Source organism: Haloferax sp. DFSO60 (genome assembly GCF_046557615.1).
GTDB lineage: Archaea > Halobacteriota > Halobacteria > Halobacteriales > Haloferacaceae > Haloferax.
In genome coordinates this window covers 927553-945976 of record NZ_JBKIII010000001.1, presented here as the reverse complement: position 1 = coordinate 945976, position 18424 = coordinate 927553, and the positions used below count along the sequence as shown (strand labels likewise).

Sequence of the window (18424 nt, the reverse complement as noted above, 5' to 3'; positions counted from 1 at the left end):
AGAGTGCTGTCGCTCAAAAACAGTGTACCTGGGCGACATCACGGGGACGAAAAACAAACTATCGACAGTGCTGATGCCGTCGCGAGTTGTTGACAGTTAGATGAGGCCGAGGTTGTCTTCGGCTTCGAGCAATTCGTGGTAGCGGTTGCGAATCGTCACTTCGGAGATGTCTGCAACGTCGCTGACGGCGGCCTGCGTCGTCTTCTCGTTGGTGAGCAGCGCGGCAGCGTAGACGGCCGCAGCGGCGAGGCCGACCGGCGACTTACCGGAGTGGACACCCTTTTCCTTCGCGTTCTTCAGGAGCTGGCGTGCGCGCATCTTCGACTCGTCGGAGAGGCCGAGTTCGGATGCGAATCGGGGAACGTACTGCTCGGGGTCGGCGGGCTTGACTTCGAGCGAGAGTTCGCGGGCGATGTAGCGGTAGGTGCGAGCGACTTCGCTCTTCTCGACGCGCGAAACTTCGGAAATCTCGTCGAGCGAGCGGGGAACGCCTGCCATTCGAGCGGCGGCGTAGGTACACGAGGTTGCGACACCCTCGATGGAGCGACCGGGGAGCAGGTCGTCGTCGAGCGCACGGCGGTAGATAACCGACGCCGTCTCGCGGACGTTCTCGGGAAGGCCGAGTGCCGAGGCCATGCGGTCGATTTCGCCGAGTGCCTGCTTCAGGTTGCGCTCTTTGGAGTCGCGGGTGCGGAAGCGCTCGTTCCACTTGCGAAGACGCTGCATCTTCTGGCGCTGGCGAGCGCCGAGGGAGTTCCCGTAGGCGTCGCGGTCACGCCAGTCGATGTTGGTCGAAAGTCCCTTGTCGTGCATCGTGTTGGTCGTGGGGGCACCGACGCGGGATTTCTCGTCCTTCTCGCGGGCGTCGAAGGCGCGCCACTCCGGGCCGCGGTCCACGGAGTCTGCGGTAACGACGAGACCACAGTCGTTACACACGGTTTCACCGTGTTCGTCGTCGGTGACGACGTGGCCACCGCATTCGGGGCACTTGAGGGTGTCACCCTTGGTGGATTCCTGTTGATTTTCGTCTTCTTGGGAATTTCGCTCTTGGTTTCGGTCCGATACGCCAGGTTTTCGGGTCCAGATTCGTTCGCTCATGGCTACGACGGCGGGTGCTCCGGGAGATGTGTATACGAGGCTAGAAGCCCGGTAGCTGTCCGTAACACGAACGACCGCAGACGAACGCATAAATGGTTTGGTATCGCCGTCGGGATTTGGCGTTTCAGCGGTGTGAAACACTCACATGGCCCGCTCGAAGAAAATAAACGAACGTGACAATTCACAGTGCGCGATAGCTATTTTTTGTGGCAACCTGTGGTCGAACTATGAACGAGACGGACGTCTCACGGGTGGTTTCGCTCGCCCCGAGTGCGACGGCGATTCTCGATTCGGCAGGGCTCGACTCCAAACTCGTCGGGGTCACTGCCCACTGCTCGCTCGATAGCCCAGTCGTCGGGGGCTGGTTGAACCCAGATTTCGACCGCATCGCCGCGCTCGACCCAGACGTCGTGTGTACCTGCGACGACCTGCAAGCGGATATCGTAGCAGAACTCCGAGAGCGCGGATACAGTGTCGCCCACGTCGCGCCCGCGACGCTCGACGACGTGTTCGACTCGTTCGTCGGAGTGTGTGCTGCTGCCGCGGCACGAGATGCGGGCGAGGAGCTCGTCTCGTCCTGTCGTGACCACCTTTCGGAACTCCGTGTCGCGCTTGCAGACCGCCCGCGACCGACCGTCTACTGTGAAGAGTGGGCCAACCCGCCGATGGTCGCTGGGAACTGGGTTCCCGACGTGGTTCGCGCCGCGGGTGGGTCGTATCCGTTTCTCGACGCCGGGGTCCGCTCTCGTGAGATTGCCACCGAAACAGTCGTCGATGCCAACCCGGACCACGTCGTCCTCCATCCGTGCGGGAAAGGCGAGCGTGGCGATATCGACGAGTTCGACGCGCGGGGGTGGAACCTCGGTGCATCGGTTCACGCCATCGACGACTCACTGCTCAATCAGCCGAGCCCGGCGCTCATCTCGGGTATCGACCACCTCGCGCGGTTATTCCATCCCAACGCCGATCACCCGGCACCGTGGGCCGCAACCAAATCCGACGAAGCGATATGAGCCGAGCGAGCGATTCAGGTATGGACATTGCAGTCGGCAGTGGGAACCCGGTCAAGCGCCGCGCAGTCGAACGAACCTGCCCGGATGCACAGGTCGTCGCCGTCGTGGTCGATTCGGGCGTCTCCGAGCAACCATTCGGACACGACGAGACGATTTCCGGGGCGGTCACACGCGCAGAGCGAGCGCGCGCATCCGGCGAGTTCGACCTCGGCGTCGGCGTCGAAGGCGGGGTCGCCCCGTTCCCGAACGGAGTGGGCGACGACTCCGACCTCTATCTCGTCATGTGGGCCGCCGTGACCGACGGCGAGCGCTACGGACGGGGCGCAGGGCCGAGTCTCGTACTCCCCGACCGCATCGCCGAACGAATCCACGCTGGTGAGGAACTGGGTCCAGTGATGGACGACGTACTCGGAACGAACGATATTGCGAAAAAAGAGGGTGCGGCAGGCGCGTTCACGGGGGGACGACTCACCCGAACTGGTGCGCTCGAATCGGCGGTGACGGCGGCGCTCGCGCCGTTCCGCTGTGACCTCTATTAGGTATCTGATTCCGCGAGTTCACGCTCGCGGTCGGTGATGTCCGCGCTCTCTTCGACTGCCGTCGTGAGCGAGACGTTGAGCAGCAGCATCGACGCGATACCGCCGATAACCGTCACTGCGTTCTTGACGGCGTGGTCTAAGACTGCCGCCGCGAGTGCCATCGCGGGCGAAATGGGGGCGAGTGCGGCCATGAATACCGTAAATGCGATTTCGTAGAGACCGATTCCGCCCGGCGACAGCGGGAGGACTTTGGCGAGGTTTCCGACGCTCACCGCGAAGAACGACACCCCAACGAGAACGACCGGGTTCATCTCGACGCCGAGTGCGAGCAAGACGATGACCGCGGTGACGACGTCGAGCGACCAAATCGCAACACTCGTCGTGCCGACGCGACCGAATGCGGCACGGTTGCCTGCGACTGCCTGTAGGTCGGAGACGAACTGTTCGATGATATCGACGACGTACTCGACGTACGAGTCAGAAGAGAACTGCCCAACGACTTTCCGAATGACGTTCCCGTCGGTACGCGCGGACAGCGCGATACCGAGTACGCCAGCGATAGCGACGAGACCGACGCCCGCGGCGACGTAGGCGACCGTGCGAACGTCTTCAGGTGAGACCGAGATGTCGCCACCGCTCACGCCAGTTGCGAGTACGGTTGCGATGTCGCTTAGCCCGCCCGTCGCGGCGAGGCCGACGAGGACGACACCCGCCATCCCGGCGATAGTGAGCAAGTCGAAGACGCGCTCGACGGCGAGCGACGCGAAGCCCGACGGATAGGGAATCCCGCGGCGTGCTTTGACGATGTAGGCCCGAACCGCGTCACCCGCCCGGGCGGGGAAGACGAGGTTCCCGGTTTGACTGATAAATATCGTCCCAGTCAGAAAGCCAGTCTTCTCGTGATACCCGAGTTCTGCGAGGATGTCGCGGTAACGGAGTCCGCGAAGCGGCCACGAGAGGACGTAGATGCCAGCGGCGACAGCGACGAGCGTGGGGTCTGTCTGTCCCAGCACCGCGAGGACTTCCGAGGGGTCGATATAGAGCGTCATCAGCGCGAGCGCGAAGACGGTCAAGAGCAACCCGGCGACCATCGTCACCCGGCGCGTGATGCGTGGGCGGACGGACAACTGCCACCACGTGCGGAGAATCTGACTGCCCATTCCAAGCACGTCGCGCACGAGGTCGACTTTGGTGTCGCCTTTCGGTTCCCAATCGACAGAAAATTCGCTAATTTTGAACCCAGAGCGTTGGCCGCGAACGAGCATCTCCGTATCCCAGAACCAGTGGTTGTCTTCGACGTCGTACCGGAGGGTTTCGAACGCCTCACGGCTGAATGCCTTGAACCCGCACTGGTGGTCGCGGAGATTCGACCGGAGGAAGAAGCGAACGAGTCCGTTGTAGACGCGACTCGGAACGCCGCGTTCTGCGGGTCGTCGAGCGACGTTCTCGGGCATCCACCGCGACCCAGTGGCGATGTCGTACTCACCGGAGCGAACGCGCTCGACGAGTTCTTCGAGGTGTCGCATATCCGTCGCGAGGTCCGTATCGAAGTAGACGAGCGTCTCGCCGTCGGCGGCCTCGAACGCGTGTTCTAACGCGCCGCCGCGACCCAGACGCTTGTCACTGTGGAAGTGTCGAACGCGACTGTCTTCGGCGGCCATCTCGTCGGCGATTTCGGGGGTGCGGTCGTCGCATCCGTCTTCGGCGATAATGACCTCGAAGGCGTCCGCTGGGAGGAATGATTCGAGTGTTTCGAGCGTCACCCGGACTGTATTCTCGATAGTCCGTTCCTCGTTGTACGCGGGGAGGACGACACTCACTTCGACGCCGGCCGAGGAGGTGGCGGCCGGTCGCCCTGCTATCGGGCGTTCCATTGTCATCTTATGGCCTCTTTCTGCGTATGAATTTTCTGTATTATCTCCCGGAGACTCCCCGGAGGCGACTCGTCAGTCGTTTTGAGTGTCTCGTTTAGGGTGTTGTTAGGCGACTGTACCTGCGGCGAACCACGAGGCCGCCTTCGCTCCCGCCCGAAGCTCGATAATCGCATGACAACGGCGTGTTAAGCTCCTGTACCAAACCCCTCATAGGCACCTACGACTTGTGTGTAGGTATGAGTACGACAACGACGACGATGGCGACTGCGGATTCCCTCGCAGCAGAAGACGACCTCTCGGACAAACAACGCCGGATTCTCGGCTACCTTCGCCAGAACGCCGACGACCAGATGTACTTCAAATCGCGCCTCATCGCCGACGATCTCGGCCTCTCGGCGAAGGAAGTCGGCGCGAACATGCGTGCAATCTTGGAAGGGAACTTCGACATCTCCGTCGAGAAGTGGGGCTACTCCTCGGGTACGACGTGGAAAGTCACCGCGTAATCGGTCTCCTACCCCGCTGACGCAGGCCCCTTGTCTCCCTCCACGCGGACCGGGTTCGGTTCGCGTTCGCCCTGTTTGACGTGTTTTTCTCCAGCTCTCGCACCTAACCGAGTAGCTCTCGCAACCGGTCGAACAGGCGAGAGAACGCGCCCGATTCTTGCGAGTCTCGTCGTGCTCGCGCTCGTTTCCGTTGCAGGCGTTCCTTCTCTGCTTTCCACTGTCGGTGTCGCTCCAGTAACGAGGCGTCGTCCTCCAGTTTGAACGTCGCGTCCGGTTCTGGAACGCCGAATTCGTCTTCGTGGGAACTCGCGTTCTCGGGGTCGTATAGCGCGAGTGCGTCGAGCGCCAAGTCTCGATTCATGAGTTCCTGCCCGAAGAGCGGACAGCCGTCGCCGTACTCCTCTTCCAGTTCGTCCAGTCGCTCCGTCTCCACGACGGCGAATTTCGTGTGGTCGCCGGGGTAGCCGACGAGTTCCACGATTTCGACATCACGGTTCTTCAGGAGCCTCTCGTTCATCGCGAACGCGGTTGCGTAGTGATTCATCACTGCATCGCGGTCGGTGATTGCCGGCGGTGGACGGAACGCAACTCGGTCGAGTTCGTCTCCGGTTGTCGCGTCTTTCAGCAGGACGTAGAACGCTTCTGGGTGTGCCGTACTGAGCGAGGGGTACTTGCTCGTCGCATTTTCTTCGGTTACGAATTCGACGTCCGTCGCGTATCCGTAGTGTTCCAGCCCGCGCTCGGCGAGCGTAGCGACTCTGAACGTGTGCCACTTCCAGTCGAGGGTGAACGCGGTGGGAAACAAATCGTAGGCCAACTGGGGAACCTTCTCCCACAACTCCTCAGCGGGGTACTCTTTTCCGGGATGGCCCCACACCTCGTCGAGATGCGCTCGAACGTACGCTTCGTCTGTTTCGTATGCTGCTCCATCTACTGTCGTATTCTCATCCGACGCGCGTATCGTCTCGTCGTCGTAACCAAACAGTCCGAATCCAGCCACGAGCGCTTCGAGTGGGTCGTCGTACTCCGCTCGCAATCTCATTGCGAGTTCTAGAATAATTATCACAATAAGTGTGACTCTGACAGCGAATTTGCCGTGACGTGCGTCTGGCGATTACCTCGCAGATTCGAGGTCGAGATGTTCCGCTATCGGGTCGCACTCTGTCAAAATACAGCCACCAAAGTAACGCGGACACGCCACCAGCAGTATCCCGTCACCAATCGTCTTGACTAGCTTCGCCGGTGCGGACAGGAGTTTGTCTCGGCCCAGATAGTCACACGCAGTCGGACCGAAGTACGTACACGGCGATATTCGTATCGGTGCCGTTTCGAGTTCGGTTTCAGTCACGTTCGGAATTTCGTACTCTATTCCTGCAAACACGACGAGTGGGTCGATATCTCGAATGAGCCTGACGGTTGTTTCGAGGAATTTCAGTAGCGCTTCTTCGGAGTTTCTCACAAATCTTGGGCAACTTACGTTGAGCGTTATCCGAAAAACCGACTCAGTAGTAGGTTCACGGTGGTCATTCAGTAGGTCTGATACTGAAAAGTGGATTATCATGTCCACCACTCTGCCTACAATTTCCTGTGACAGCGTCAACGCACCTGACCCGCGCTCCGCGACGATTTTCACTCCCTCTTCGAGGCTTCCTGCCACTGGATGACGTCCCGATTTAGTAAACGCCCAGTCGGGTACCGAGTTTATCGTGTATCCATTGTAGGTGATTTCGTCGTATGTCCACCCTTCGGACTGGAATGACTGAACAACTGACGATAGCATCGTGGTTGCATCTGTTGACTTGGCGAAACAACGGATTTCATTCTCAATAGACATCGACGCTACCTGCACCGATGCCAGATTCGTTCGAAGACAATCATTCGAGTACTAACTCGTTCTCGACGCCAAGATGTAACTGTACTGGTGGTTTCTAGCAATCAGAACGAACGACCGCTACGCGATTAATCTCCAAGAAATCCGACGCGCTCAGTTCGGGTCGAACCGAATCAACCCAGCGGCGTCGCCCGCGAACGACACCGCATCAGCCCCGAACGAGTCCGCATAGCGGATTAACAGCGTGATAATCGTCTCCGGTTGGGTGACCGAGTAGCCGTCAGCCCGTGAGAGGAGGCCGACCGCATCGAGTTTCTTCGCGTACGTACTCACCGTCGCGCGCGACACATCCAATTCTTCGGCGAGTTTGCTCCCCGTCATCTCGGGGTCGCGCAGGAGGTGGATGAGCATCCCCCGGGGCGTCTCACGGCGGAGGTAGCCGAGTGCCACCTGTTCGAACTCCGAGAAGCGTCCGCTCGGGAAGAAGCGTTTGTAGTCGCCGTCGCGGCGGACTTCGAGGGTGCCGTCTTCGACCAGCGTCCGAAGGTGGTGTTGTGTCTCTCCAGTGCCCAGTTGCAAATCGTCGCGTACTTTCGAGAAGTGTGCGCCGGGGGTGGCGACGAGATAGCCGACGATGGCATCTCGCGCGTCACTCGACCCGGTATCCTCGGCGCGGGCAAGGCCAGCGAGTGGCGTTGCGGCACCGAGTGCGGCAAACCGGCGAAGTGTCGCCCGTTTGTCTTCGTCTATCCGGCGATTCGACATCTACACAGTACAACAAGGGTCGTAGAAGAAAAACGCTTCGTCATGTCAACCACCGGATGTCCCTGACGGTCAGGAAATGAGACTTATTCGAGGTCTTTCTCGAATTCCATCTGCTCGTCGTCGTCGTCGGCCGGTTGCTCGCCGTTTTTGGTCGCAGTCTCGGTTTCCGATTCGGACGCGTCAGCAGCAGACTCCTCCTCGACGACTTCGTCGGCTGATTTCATCGTATCGTCGTCGTTGGCCTCTGCAATCACGTCGCTCGCGGATTTGATGCCCTCAACTTCCGCGCCCGATTTGATGGCTTGAGCCTCCTGTTCGAGCTGTTCGACGTTCATCTCGGCGGCTTCGTCGATTTGGCCGAGGATTTCTTCGATGTCGTCGAGGCCGATTAGTTCGCGGGTCTCCTCGTCGAAGGACATACTGGAGAGCCCCTCCATGTCCTGCACGTCAGAGCCGGTGAGTTGCTTGCCGTAGCGCCCGAGGAGCGAGGTGAGTTCTTGCGGGAGGACGAACGTCGTGGACTCGCCCTGTCCGATGCGTTCGAGCGTCTCCATGCCTTTGTCGATGATGGCGCGCTCGCCCATCGATTCGGCGGATTTCGCACGAAGGACGGTCGAGATTGCATCACCCTGTGCTTCGAGAATCTGGGATTGCTTTTCACCCTGTGCGCGGATGATGTTCGACTGCTTTTCACCCTCTGCCTTCTCGACGGCGGAGCGGCGTTCACCCTGTGCTTCGAGAATCATCGCACGGCGGCGACGTTCGGCGGAGGTCTGCTGCTCCATCGCCTGCTGGACGTCGGCACTGGGGTTGACTTCGCGGACTTCGACGGATTCGACGCGGACACCCCACTCGTCGGTCGGTTCGTCGAGTTCCATGCGGATGCGCGCGTTGATTTCTTGGCGCTTGTTCAGCGTGTCGTCGAGTTCCATGTCGCCGAGAACTGCACGGAGCGTCGTCTGGGCGAGGTTCGAGACGGCGCGCTTGTAGTCATCGACTTCGAGGAACGCCTTCTTCGCGTCCATGACTTTGATGTAGACGACGGCGTCGGCGGTCACCGGCGAGTTGTCGCGGGTGATTGCCTCTTGCCGTGGCACGTCGAGCGTCTGGGTACGCATGTCGAAGGCGTACGTCCGAGAGACGAACGGGGGGATGAAGTTGATACCCGGTTCGAGTAATCGTCGGTACTCACCGAAGACCGTGAGGGCCTTCTTCTCGTACGCATCGACGATTTCGACCATCTGATAGACTGTCACGATGGCGAGCCCGAGGACGAGAATCCCCGCGACGACACCACCAATGCCAAGTCCTGCTTGGAGGGCGATCAGGTCCATGTCCTCAACTTAGGTTGGCCGTGTGATAAGTATTCGTGTAAGAATGAAACCACGTCAGGCGATTTGGGGTGTTTCAGGCGCGTTCTGCGTCTTCTCGCTCCCGCTCGGCTTCGTCGTCATCAACGTTGTTTCGTGCGCGCTCGCGTGCAAGTTCGCGGTCGATTTCGTCTTCACCCGGACTGAACCCTTCGACGGTGATGACGTTGCCACCGCCGGGGTCGACGACGACGACTTCGGTCCCTTCAGGGAGTTCACCGTGTACCGAGCGAGCAGCGTAGTAAGGGTTGAACCCGCCTTCGTTGAGTTTGACTTGCCCGCTCGTCGGCGTGACACGTTTGGTGACGTGACCGGTTTTTCCTTTCAGTGCGGCTGAATCGCTCGTTTGGCCTTCGCCTTTGCCACCGTAGAAATCGAGTTCTCGATAGCCGTAGAGTGCGAGTGTCCCGAAGAGGAAGACCAAGACCCCGAGAACGAACGGCGTTGCGAACGGCCCGATGAGTAGTCCGACGAGTCCTGCGGCGAGAAGGGCGACACCGAGGACGACGAAGTGCGCACCAGGGGCTATCGCCTCGGCGATAGAGAGACCAAGCCCGGCGAGCACCAAGAGAAGCGGCAGTGTCTCGGGCCCGAAGAGGTCGAGTTGCAGCGGAAGCGGCACCATAGCTCAGTCTAGGAACGTCTGGTGATTAAGAGTTGAGGTGAACGGCGGGCGTCGGCTGTGAGAATATGGGTCGAATTCAGGAACTCGTCACGGTGGTTGGCTCGGTCGAAACGGACTCGTTGTAGACGAACACAACTTCGTCGTCTATCGGTTCGGCGACGACTATCGTGCCGGTGCTGACGTTCTCGGGGACCGAGTACACGGTCCAGACGACTTTCGACTCGTTTGGTGCGAACAATCCGCCGTGGAACAAGTCCCCCGATGCGGCCAGCGGTTGGTACCCGTAGCGAACCCCGTCGGATTCGAGTGCGAGCGCGGATTGCGAAATCGACACTGGCGACGAGCCTGTCGGTGTCACTTCGAGCGCGACGACGACGAACTGTTGGCCGTCAGGCGCGGCGTACGTGGAGTTCCCGACAGCGAGCGATTGTGTCGTTCGCGTGTTCCACATCGCAACCACGTCTGCTTGGTCTTGCGGCGCAACTGAGAGTGCAGAGACCGCAACACCAGATTGGCCAGCAGGTCCACCGAGACCATCGACCATCGGTCCGAGTGCCGCGACAGACCCGAGTGCGAGAACGAGCAAGAGAACTGCGACGACCACGACGCGCACGCTCGGTGGCGACCCGGATTTGAGTTCCTCTACGGTGGGTACTTTCTTCGGAATCGAAACGCCATCGAGTCGCTGACGAATCGAATCGAGAGGGAGCGATGCCAGCGCGCTTGCGATTGGCTCCGGAATGTCGAACGGTAGGCCGAATTCGACCTCTGCTTTTTCGTAGACATCGCCGTCGGTGTACTCTCTGACGAGTTCTTCGAGTCCCTCTTCTTCGACCGTCTCGCCGAGGCTGTCGAGGTCGAGGAGTTTCACGTCGTGATTCGTCGCAAACCCGCGAACCTCGTCGCTGAACTCACCTTGTGTGGCGACGACGATGACATCTATCGAACGCTTCTTCGCGTGCGCGACGAAGCCTCGGACGTGGTCTTTTTCGATGGTCTGCTCGCCGTCAGAGAGCGCCAAGAGCATTCCCTTGGTGCCATCGGCGCGGCGACCCTGAACGAGATACCGACCTTCTCCTCGTGGCTGGACGTTCGTCTGCCAGTTCCGTTGTGTCCATAGGTCCGAGAGGAATCTGACGAAGTTCGACGAACTAAGTTCGACCAGTCTCGTCATCGAGCCCCTCTTGCGTGCCTATCGCGCCCGTTGGGTTCCGTCATGTTGTGCGAAGTGTTGTCAGTTCGACGTTCCGGATGGCGATTAAACCTACCGCTGCGTTCGACTCCACTCATGGTTTCCGCCGTGCGATGAAGCCGAGACTGAGCAGTGCGATAACCACGAGCGCGGGCGAGAACGGAATTCCCGCGTTCGTCCCTTCTTTCGCCGGGTCGAGTGGCGTTCGAGACTGTACCGGGTACGGTGTCTCGGTCGCCGTCGTGGGCATCGTCGTCTCGGTCGTGTTCGTTTCGTTCGCCGGTGTCGCCGTCGGCGTCGGTGTTGGCGTCGGCGTCGTCGCATCCGGTGAGAGTTCGAGCAACGCGTCGTCCGCAACGATACTGCCGTTGGTCGAATCCAGGTCAATCGTGCCGTTGGTTCGGTACGGCGGGTCGTCGGCCATCGAGAAGTTCTGGTCGCGCTCTTTGTCCATGTAAACGACGGCGAGGGCTTCGTTACTGGTCAGGAGTCGCCGGTCAAACGTGACGACGACGTTCTCGTGACTGCCGGGTTCGAGGTAGTCGCTCGTTCCGAGCAGTTCTTCGTCGGCCGTTTCGATGCGGACGAATCCTCCCACCGAGACGTTCACTTGGTCGAGCGTCGCGTATGACCCGTTCGTCTCTTGGTCGACGAATTTCAAATTCGCAGTGGAGTCGTAGAGTCGCATGGTGTGTTCGGTCGAATCGCGGTACTGCCGAACCCACAGCGGGAAGACGAGGCCGCGGTCCTCTTCGTCGAACTCGACTGACTTGGCGAAGGTCCCGTTTTCGGTGACCGTGACCGGGATGAGTTTCAAGAATGGCTGGCCGGGTGCGCGAGCGCGGATTTCGAGTTGCGTCCCCGGTGCCAGCGTCGTCTCGCCCGTGACGTTCGTCGTCAGTGGCTCCCACGGGTAAATCGTCTCGTTGTCCACGTCGATATCGACGGTTGGCTGAACGACCGTGACTTTCGAGCGTGCGATAACGGTGTCGTCGTCCACGAGGTCGTTTTCGTCGCCGCGGAGTCGCACTTTCGCTTCGTACGCCTCGCTCTCGCCTTCGAACGGGAGTTCGCTGGTATCCCAGACGACGTACACCACGTCGTTTTCGAAGTCAGGGACGACCCACGTTCCGTTCTCGGAAGTGGCGAGGAACGTCTGTTCGTCCTCGTTCATCTTCTCTTCGAGTTGCGTCATCGAGACTTCGATGCCGTTCGAGGCGGCATCGCCGGTGACGTTCTCGGCGCTCAATGCCGATTCGAGACCGTGTTCGTCGAGGCGGATGACCGCAAGGTCGCCGCGGGCGACGGTCGTTCGCTTCGTTGGGATGCTTCGGACGTCTTCGAGCGTCACCTCGTCTTCGTCGGCCATATTCTCGGGGGCGACGTAGGTCGTTGCGGCCGAAGTCTGGCGAGGTGTCACTTTGAGTTGCGAAATCGCCCGTTCGACACCGCCGATGGTGACGTTCATGAGGTACGTGGATGGTTCGATTGGCTCTCGGAGCAGGCCGGTGTGGAGGGTCTTGTTGCCACCGCCAGAGACGTACGTCGAAGGCGACCCGGTCGAGTTGTAGGTGTCCATGGTCACCGTCGTCGAACCGGACCCGACGAGGTCGACCGTCAGATGATAGCCGTAGTCGTCGCCGCCGATGTGGAGGGTGCCGGACTCCGAGTGTGAGACCGTGATTTCGACGACATCGCCGCGCTCGACGGTGACGACTTGCTGGCTGAATGACGCCGATGGAGCGTTGGCAGCACCTGCCGGGGCTGGAACCCAAACGGTGGCGAGAATCACCGTCAGAGTGACCAACAGCGTGGGGACGCGGGGTGTAGAACTCATATTCAATCCAAATTTCCGTGTGCGCGATTCCGGACGGGGTTACATAAATCAAAAGGACCAATTATCAAGATGGAAATTCGGATTGCATCTTCGCTCGCCCACGAGCGGTTGTACAGTGTAACGAGAGCCGGACTGAGAGACCGTTAGATAGCCGTACTGAGGCAAGATAACGGGGGGTTGAGAAGACCGTAGAAACCAGAGCGGGACTTAGATACTGTTCGGGAATATCGTGACGAACAACAGGCCAACGGTGAGTAACACACCGACCAAGACGAACGCGATGTTCTCGGGGGTGGGAGAGCCGGGTTCGATTGGCGCTTCGACTGGTTCGGCCGGTTCTGCGTCGGGACCAACTTCGTCGATGCCGAATCGCCACTCGTCCTCTGTCGCCGAGTCGGAATTAGAAGGGCGGACCATTACAGAATAGTACGCGACCGAGGGTCAAAAGGGCTACCGACCGACTATTTGCTGTCTTCGGTCTCGTGACTAATCACGTCGCCTTCGTAGACGATGCCGCGCTCGGCGTGGAGCGTGACGACCGACCCTTTGGCGACGGTACTGGGAAGTGGCGCGCCGGAAATCATCGGGATATCGAGTTCGCGCGCGACGAGCGCCGGGTACCCGGTCATGCCGGGGCGGGCGTCGATGATGCCAGCGAGTTTCGCGGCGTCGCCGTCGAACTCGCCATCGAAGTTGGCCGACAGCGAGAGGATTGCACCCTCTGGAACGTCAGAGAGGTCACCGTCGCTGGTGCGGTAGAGTGGTCCGGCGACGCGCCCGCCGACTACTTTGCGCCCGTTGGCGACGTCTTCGGCCGCGACGTGGACTTTGAGCATGTTCGTCGTGTTCGTTCCCTCCAACTCGGTCATCATCCCGGAGAGGACGACGATGGTGTCTCCCGATTCGGTGACACCGGCGTCGAGGGCGGCGGTCACGGCATCTTCCATGACGGTTTCGACGCTGGTGCTGTAATCGGAGTATTCGGGGGAGACGCCCCACGAGAGAGCGAGTTGGCGGCGGGTCCGGTCACTCGGGGTGACCGCCACGACCGGGACACCGGGGCGGAACTTCGCCGTCTTGTGGGCGGTGTACCCGGATTCTGTGACGGCCACGATTGCCGCGGCGTTCACGTCGCGGGCGAGATACCGAGCGGAGCGAGCGAGTGCTTCGGTGCGGGAGTCGTCGGCCGCCGTCGGCACGCGCTGTTCTTGGCTTTCGAGGTACTCCGGACTCGATTCGACTTCGCTCACGATTCGAGACATCGTCTGGACGACGCGGACCGGGTGGTCGCCGACTGCGGTCTCGCCGGAGAGCATCACGGCGTCGGTGCCGTCGAGGACGGCGTTCGCAACGTCGGAGGCTTCCGCACGAGTTGGGCGGCGAGCGTGAACCATCGAATCGAGCATCTCCGTGGCGGTGATGACGGGGACGCCTGCGGCCTGCGCTTTGCGGATGGTGCGCTTCTGAATAATCGGGACTTCTTCGAGCGGGCACTCGACACCGAGGTCACCGCGGGCGACCATGACGCCGTAGGCGGCCTCGATAATCTGGTCGAGGTTGTCGACAGCGCCAGCACGCTCGATTTTGGCGATGATCGGGATATCGGCACCAAACTCTTCGAGTGTGTCGCTGATGGTGTACACGTCGTCGGCGTCGCGAATGAACGAGGCGGCGACGAAATCGACTTTCTTCTCCGCGGCGAGTTTGAGGTTCTCGTGATCCGAGTCGGTGATGAGGTCGATATCGAGGTCGACGCCGGGGACGTTCACACCTTTCCGAGCGCCGAGTTCTCCGCCGGATTTGATGGTCGCGTAGACCGACCCATCGTCGACGCGTTCGACAACTGCCTCGATTCGGCCGTCATCGAGGAGAATCGTGTCGTCGGGTTCGCATGCCGAAATCGAATAGGAGAGACCGACTGCCTCAGGGGTCGCCTCGTCGCCTTCGTAGAATCGGACTTCGGAGCCCGTTTCGAGGACGATATCTTCGTCGATGGGGGCGGTTCGGACTTCCGGGCCTTGCAGGTCGAGCATGGCCGCGAGCGGTTCGTCGGTCGCATCGTCGACAGCGCGGATGCTGTCGATGACCTCCGAGCGGTGTTCGACGGTTCCGTGGCTTGCGTTCATTCGCGCGACGCTCATCCCGGCGTCGGCGAGGCCACGAATCGTCTCTCGGTCAAAAGATGCCGGACCGAGGGTACAGACGATTTTCGCGTTTCTCATAGCCCGCCCTACGAGTGACGAATAAAAAAGCCCGATGATGAATTCGGATGTGAGTAACTCATTCGCATAGGTACTCTATAGAGTCCTCACTGGTATTTCCAGAACTCCTGTGTACCGTGAGTGTTCAAAATTAGGTCATATGTAATCTAACAAACACTATTTACTCACTCGGACCTACGTTCTCGTATGCACCCACCCGGTGAGTTTCCACTTCGAACAGATGGTGGTGAGACTGACGTGGACGCCGGTACAGAAGCAGACGGTGGCTACCCGACAGGACCGGTTCCCCCGGACGACGAGACGCCAACGTTCTACGAGCGAAAAGCACGGCGACAGGGACTCGCGCGACTGACCTACGAGTACTTCGAGCGTGCCCGCTACGAAGACCAGACGGTTCGCCAGTCGTCGGACTACATCGAGCGCGACGTCCTCGCGTTCCCGACGTGGCCCCACGAGACAGTCCGCAATCTCTCGATTGCGTCGTTCTTCGTCGGTATGATTCTGTTCCTCTCGGCGACGCTTCCGCCGCACATCGGCCCGCCCGCGAATCCGAGTGAGACACCCGCGATTATCCTGCCCGACTGGTATCTCTACTGGTCGTTCGGACTCCTCAAAATGGAGCCGTTGAACCCCGGACTCGCCATCCTCAGCGGGGATAAACTGATGGCCGACCGGACGTTCGGTGTACTCGCCAACGGTGTCGTCGTCGGCTTCATCGCACTCGTCCCCTTCCTCAACAAGGGTTCTGCTCGACGCCCAGTCGAAGAGCCGTTCTGGGCGGCCATTGGGGTCGGTGGGGTCATCTTCGCGCTCACTATCAGCACCCTCGCCATCAAGAACCTCGTCCCACTCGACCCGAACTTGCTGTTCGATATGACGTTTCTCCTGCCAATCGTCGGCGCGCTCATCTCTTATGCCGTACTCAAGACGATGCGTGAGGGATACATGTACAACCTCAACAGGAGATACTACCGGCTTCGTCCGCCGAAACGACCATGACTTGATTTCCCGACGACACGTATTTCTTCGGTGATTCTGTATCGTAGCCCATGGCTTCCCTCCTCTCGCCGACTGCGACGACACTCGGCGTTGGCCTGCTCATCGCAGTACTGATTCTCACGTTCGGGAAGACAATCTACGACGAGGTACGCGACGGCGCGGACTCACTTGCGCTCTTTTCGACCGTCCTGTTCGGGGCAGGTGGCCTAGTTTCGCTGAGTAATGCCCTTCTGAACTTCGGCGACCGACTGGCGTTCCATTTTGTTGGCTTGGTCACGTTCGCACTCGGCGTCGTCTTCCGGAGCATCGCATGGTACCGGAACGACCGAAACGCGGAGACTCCTGTCTAATCGGCCGAGCGTGGCTGAAAAATCAGTGTTCGTCTCGGAGAGCGTTTACTGAACCTTCGTGCCCGGCACGGCGTCGCCGTGGGTCGTCAGGATATCGGCTTCGTCACCCGCGGCAAGCAACATGCCGTTGGACTCGACGCCGAACAGTTCGGCCTTTTCGAGGTTGGCGACGATGATGACCTTCTGGCCCGCAAGCGAGTCGAGGTCGTGGAGTTGCTTGATGCCAGCGACGATTTGGCGCTCTTCGACGCCGATATCGACGGTGAGCTTTGCGAGTTTGTCAGCGCCGTCGATGCCTTCGGCGTCGAGAATCTCCCCGACGCGGAGGTCGAGTTCGAGGAAGTCGTCGAAGCTGATGCGGTCGTCTGCGAGCGGTTCGAGTTCAGTTTCTACGGATTCGGATTCGGTCATTGAGTCGTCGTCTTCTGTGTCTTCGTCGCTGTCGTCGTCGTCAGTTGCTTCAGCCACGCGCTCTGCAAGCTTTTCGTTGAGGTCTTCGACGCGCTCGTCTTCGATTTTCTCGAAGAGCGCTTCTGGTTCGTCGAAGTTCGCGGCGGGCGATTCGAGCGCGGCGTCGGTGCCAACGTCCGAAACATCGCCTTCTTCGCCGATTTGCGTCCAGAGTTCCTGCATCTTGCCGGGTGCGGTCGGCGCGAAGAGGACGGCCACGGCCTTGGCAATCTGCACGCAGTCGCGGATGACCTGTGCCGCCTGTTCTGGGTCTTCGTCGGTGAGTTTCCACGGTTCGTTCCGCTGGATGTACTCGTTACCGAACTGGGCGAGACGGACGGCGGCGTTACCCGATTTTCGGATGGAGTAGTCGTTGAGTCCGGCTTGGAACTCGTCGATGGCTTCTTCGATACGCTCGCGCACCTCGTCCGAGAGCGGCGCATCGGGCGTGCCCTCGAAGTTGCGGTAGGCGAAGAGAAGCGAGCGGTAGAGGAAGTTGCCCACCGTGCCGACGAGTTCGCTGTTCACGCGCTCTTGGAACTTCGACCACGAGAAGTCAACGTCCTGCTGGAACCCGCCGTTGGTGGCGAGGTAGTAGCGAAGCAGGTCGGGGTGGAAGCCTTCGTCGAGATATTCGTCGGCCCAGACGGCGCGGTCACGAGAGGTGGAAAAGCCCTTGCCGTTGAGCGTGATGAACCCGGACGCCATGACGGCGCGGGGTTCGACGTAGCCTGCGGCGTGGAGCATCGCTGGCCAAAAGACGGTGTGGTGCTGGATGATGTCACGACCGATGATGTGGACGATGTCGCCCGATTCTTTCCACGCCTCTTCCCAGTCGAAGACGTCGGCACCGACGTTCTCGGTGTACTGCTTGGTCGAAGCGATGTACTCGATTGGTGCGTCTACCCAGACGTAGAGGACGAGTTCGTCTGCTTCCTCTCCGGGGTAGTCGATACCCCAGTCCATATCTCTGGTAATACACCAGTCTTGGAGTTCGCCTTCGATCCAGTCACGCGGTTGGTTCTGCGCGTTGGAGGTTCCTTCGAGGCGGTTGATAAACTCCTGAAGGTAGTCTTGGAGGTCAGAGACGGCGAAGAACTTGTGCTGGCGCTCGCGGTACTCTGCCGGGTTGCCGGTGAGCGTCGAAGTCGGGTCTTCGATTTCGCCGGGTTCGAGGTGACGGCCACAGCCTTCGTCACACTCGTCACCGCGGGCGTGTGCGCCGCAGTACGGACAGGTGCCTTCGACGAAGCGGTCGGGAAGCCACTGGTCGGCGTCGGGGTCGTAGGCGACTGGAATCTCTTTCTCGTAGACGTAGCCCTCTTCTTCGAGCGTCCGGACGATTTCCTGTGTCAGTTCGGTGTTCGTCTCGTCGTGTGTCTGTCCGTAGTTGTCGAACTCGATTTCGAACTTCGGGAACGTCTCTTTGTACTTCTCATGGTGGCGCAGGGCGAACTCCTCGGGGGTGACACCTTCTTTCTCGGCGTTGACGGCGACGGGGGTGCCGTGCATGTCGGACCCGCAGACGAAGGCCGTCTGTTGGCCGAGTGTTCGCAGCGAGCGACTGTAGATGTCGCCGCCGACGTACGTTCGCAGGTGGCCGATGTGGAGGTCGCCGTTCGCATACGGCAACCCACACGTCACCACCGATGGGTTTTCGGTCGGGAAATCCTCGTGACTCATTCTATGTGGTGTGTCTCGCAAGCGGGCCAAAAGCCCGCCGGTACAGGTGTTTGCAAGGCAATACGGAAACAGC

The 18424-nt window shown here is 60.2% G+C and carries 17 protein-coding genes; 5 read left to right on the top strand and 12 right to left on the bottom strand.

Annotation, left to right across the window (positions count from 1 at the left end):
• Window positions 1–96: 96 nt before the first annotated feature.
• Window positions 97–1098: a transcription initiation factor IIB gene (locus tag ACK509_RS04950; protein WP_410765382.1), complete on the bottom strand. Its 1002-nt coding sequence runs from the start codon at window positions 1096–1098 to the stop codon at window positions 97–99.
• Between the two features lie 227 nt (window positions 1099–1325).
• Between ACK509_RS04950 and ACK509_RS04945 the strand changes: the two genes are divergently transcribed.
• Both ACK509_RS04945 and yjjX read left to right on the top strand, forming a co-directional pair.
• Complete coding sequence (locus ACK509_RS04945) at window positions 1326–2111, top strand: cobalamin-binding protein (RefSeq protein ID WP_410765381.1); 786 nt, start codon at window positions 1326–1328, stop codon at window positions 2109–2111.
• Window positions 2112–2131: 20 nt separating this feature from the next.
• Entirely contained in the window at window positions 2132–2650 is a 519-nt protein-coding gene (yjjX, locus tag ACK509_RS04940; protein ID WP_410766252.1) for an inosine/xanthosine triphosphatase, read from the top strand.
• On the opposite strand, the gene aglD is transcribed toward yjjX, so the two are convergent.
• On the bottom strand, window positions 2647–4524 hold the full coding sequence (gene aglD, locus ACK509_RS04935) for a flippase domain-containing glycosyltransferase AglD (RefSeq protein ID WP_410765380.1): 1878 nt from the start codon (window positions 4522–4524) through the stop codon (window positions 2647–2649). The two genes, yjjX and aglD, sit on opposite strands and share 4 nt — an antisense overlap.
• 236 nt (window positions 4525–4760) lie before the next feature.
• Between aglD and ACK509_RS04930 the strand changes: the two genes are divergently transcribed.
• A complete protein-coding gene (locus ACK509_RS04930; RefSeq protein ID WP_410765379.1) occupies window positions 4761–5027 on the top strand; it encodes a hypothetical protein in 267 nt (88 codons plus the stop codon).
• Window positions 5028–5130: 103 nt separating this feature from the next.
• On the opposite strand, the gene ACK509_RS04925 is transcribed toward ACK509_RS04930, so the two are convergent.
• The 9 genes from ACK509_RS04925 to pyk form a co-directional block, all read right to left on the bottom strand.
• Complete coding sequence (locus ACK509_RS04925) at window positions 5131–6069, bottom strand: hypothetical protein (protein ID WP_410765378.1); 939 nt, start codon at window positions 6067–6069, stop codon at window positions 5131–5133.
• A 72-nt stretch (window positions 6070–6141) separates the two neighbouring features.
• Entirely contained in the window at window positions 6142–6684 is a 543-nt protein-coding gene (locus ACK509_RS04920; protein ID WP_410765377.1) for a hypothetical protein, read from the bottom strand.
• A gap of 327 nt (window positions 6685–7011) precedes the next feature.
• Complete coding sequence (locus ACK509_RS04915; RefSeq protein WP_410765376.1) at window positions 7012–7623, bottom strand: winged helix-turn-helix transcriptional regulator; 612 nt, start codon at window positions 7621–7623, stop codon at window positions 7012–7014.
• Between the two features lie 83 nt (window positions 7624–7706).
• Complete coding sequence (locus ACK509_RS04910; protein WP_410765375.1) at window positions 7707–8957, bottom strand: SPFH domain-containing protein; 1251 nt, start codon at window positions 8955–8957, stop codon at window positions 7707–7709.
• A gap of 73 nt (window positions 8958–9030) precedes the next feature.
• Window positions 9031–9618 (bottom strand): NfeD family protein, encoded by a 588-nt coding sequence (locus ACK509_RS04905; protein WP_410765374.1) that lies wholly within the window; start codon window positions 9616–9618, stop codon window positions 9031–9033.
• Window positions 9619–9694: 76 nt separating this feature from the next.
• Complete coding sequence (locus ACK509_RS04900; protein ID WP_410765373.1) at window positions 9695–10792, bottom strand: restriction endonuclease; 1098 nt, start codon at window positions 10790–10792, stop codon at window positions 9695–9697.
• A gap of 112 nt (window positions 10793–10904) precedes the next feature.
• Window positions 10905–12647, bottom strand: a complete 1743-nt coding sequence (locus ACK509_RS04895; RefSeq protein WP_410765372.1) for a BGTF surface domain-containing protein — start codon at window positions 12645–12647, stop codon at window positions 10905–10907.
• A 207-nt stretch (window positions 12648–12854) separates the two neighbouring features.
• Window positions 12855–13064, bottom strand: coding sequence for a hypothetical protein (locus ACK509_RS04890; protein WP_410765371.1), 210 nt, complete (start codon window positions 13062–13064; stop codon window positions 12855–12857).
• Between the two features lie 44 nt (window positions 13065–13108).
• Entirely contained in the window at window positions 13109–14869 is a 1761-nt protein-coding gene (gene pyk / locus ACK509_RS04885) for a pyruvate kinase (protein WP_410765370.1), read from the bottom strand.
• Between the two features lie 186 nt (window positions 14870–15055).
• Here pyk and ACK509_RS04880 point away from each other — a divergent pair, with 186 nt between their 5' ends.
• The gene (locus ACK509_RS04880; protein ID WP_410765369.1) at window positions 15056–15868 is read left to right on the top strand and encodes a cytochrome bc complex cytochrome b subunit; all 813 of its coding nucleotides are present in this window, start codon (window positions 15056–15058) and stop codon (window positions 15866–15868) included.
• Window positions 15869–15918: 50 nt separating this feature from the next.
• Window positions 15919–16218: a hypothetical protein gene (locus tag ACK509_RS04875; RefSeq protein WP_410765368.1), complete on the top strand. Its 300-nt coding sequence runs from the start codon at window positions 15919–15921 to the stop codon at window positions 16216–16218.
• Between the two features lie 45 nt (window positions 16219–16263).
• Here the strand turns inward: ACK509_RS04875 and metG are convergent, their stop codons facing one another.
• Entirely contained in the window at window positions 16264–18351 is a 2088-nt protein-coding gene (gene metG / locus ACK509_RS04870) for a methionine--tRNA ligase (RefSeq protein WP_410765367.1), read from the bottom strand.
• Window positions 18352–18424 lie beyond the last annotated feature (73 nt).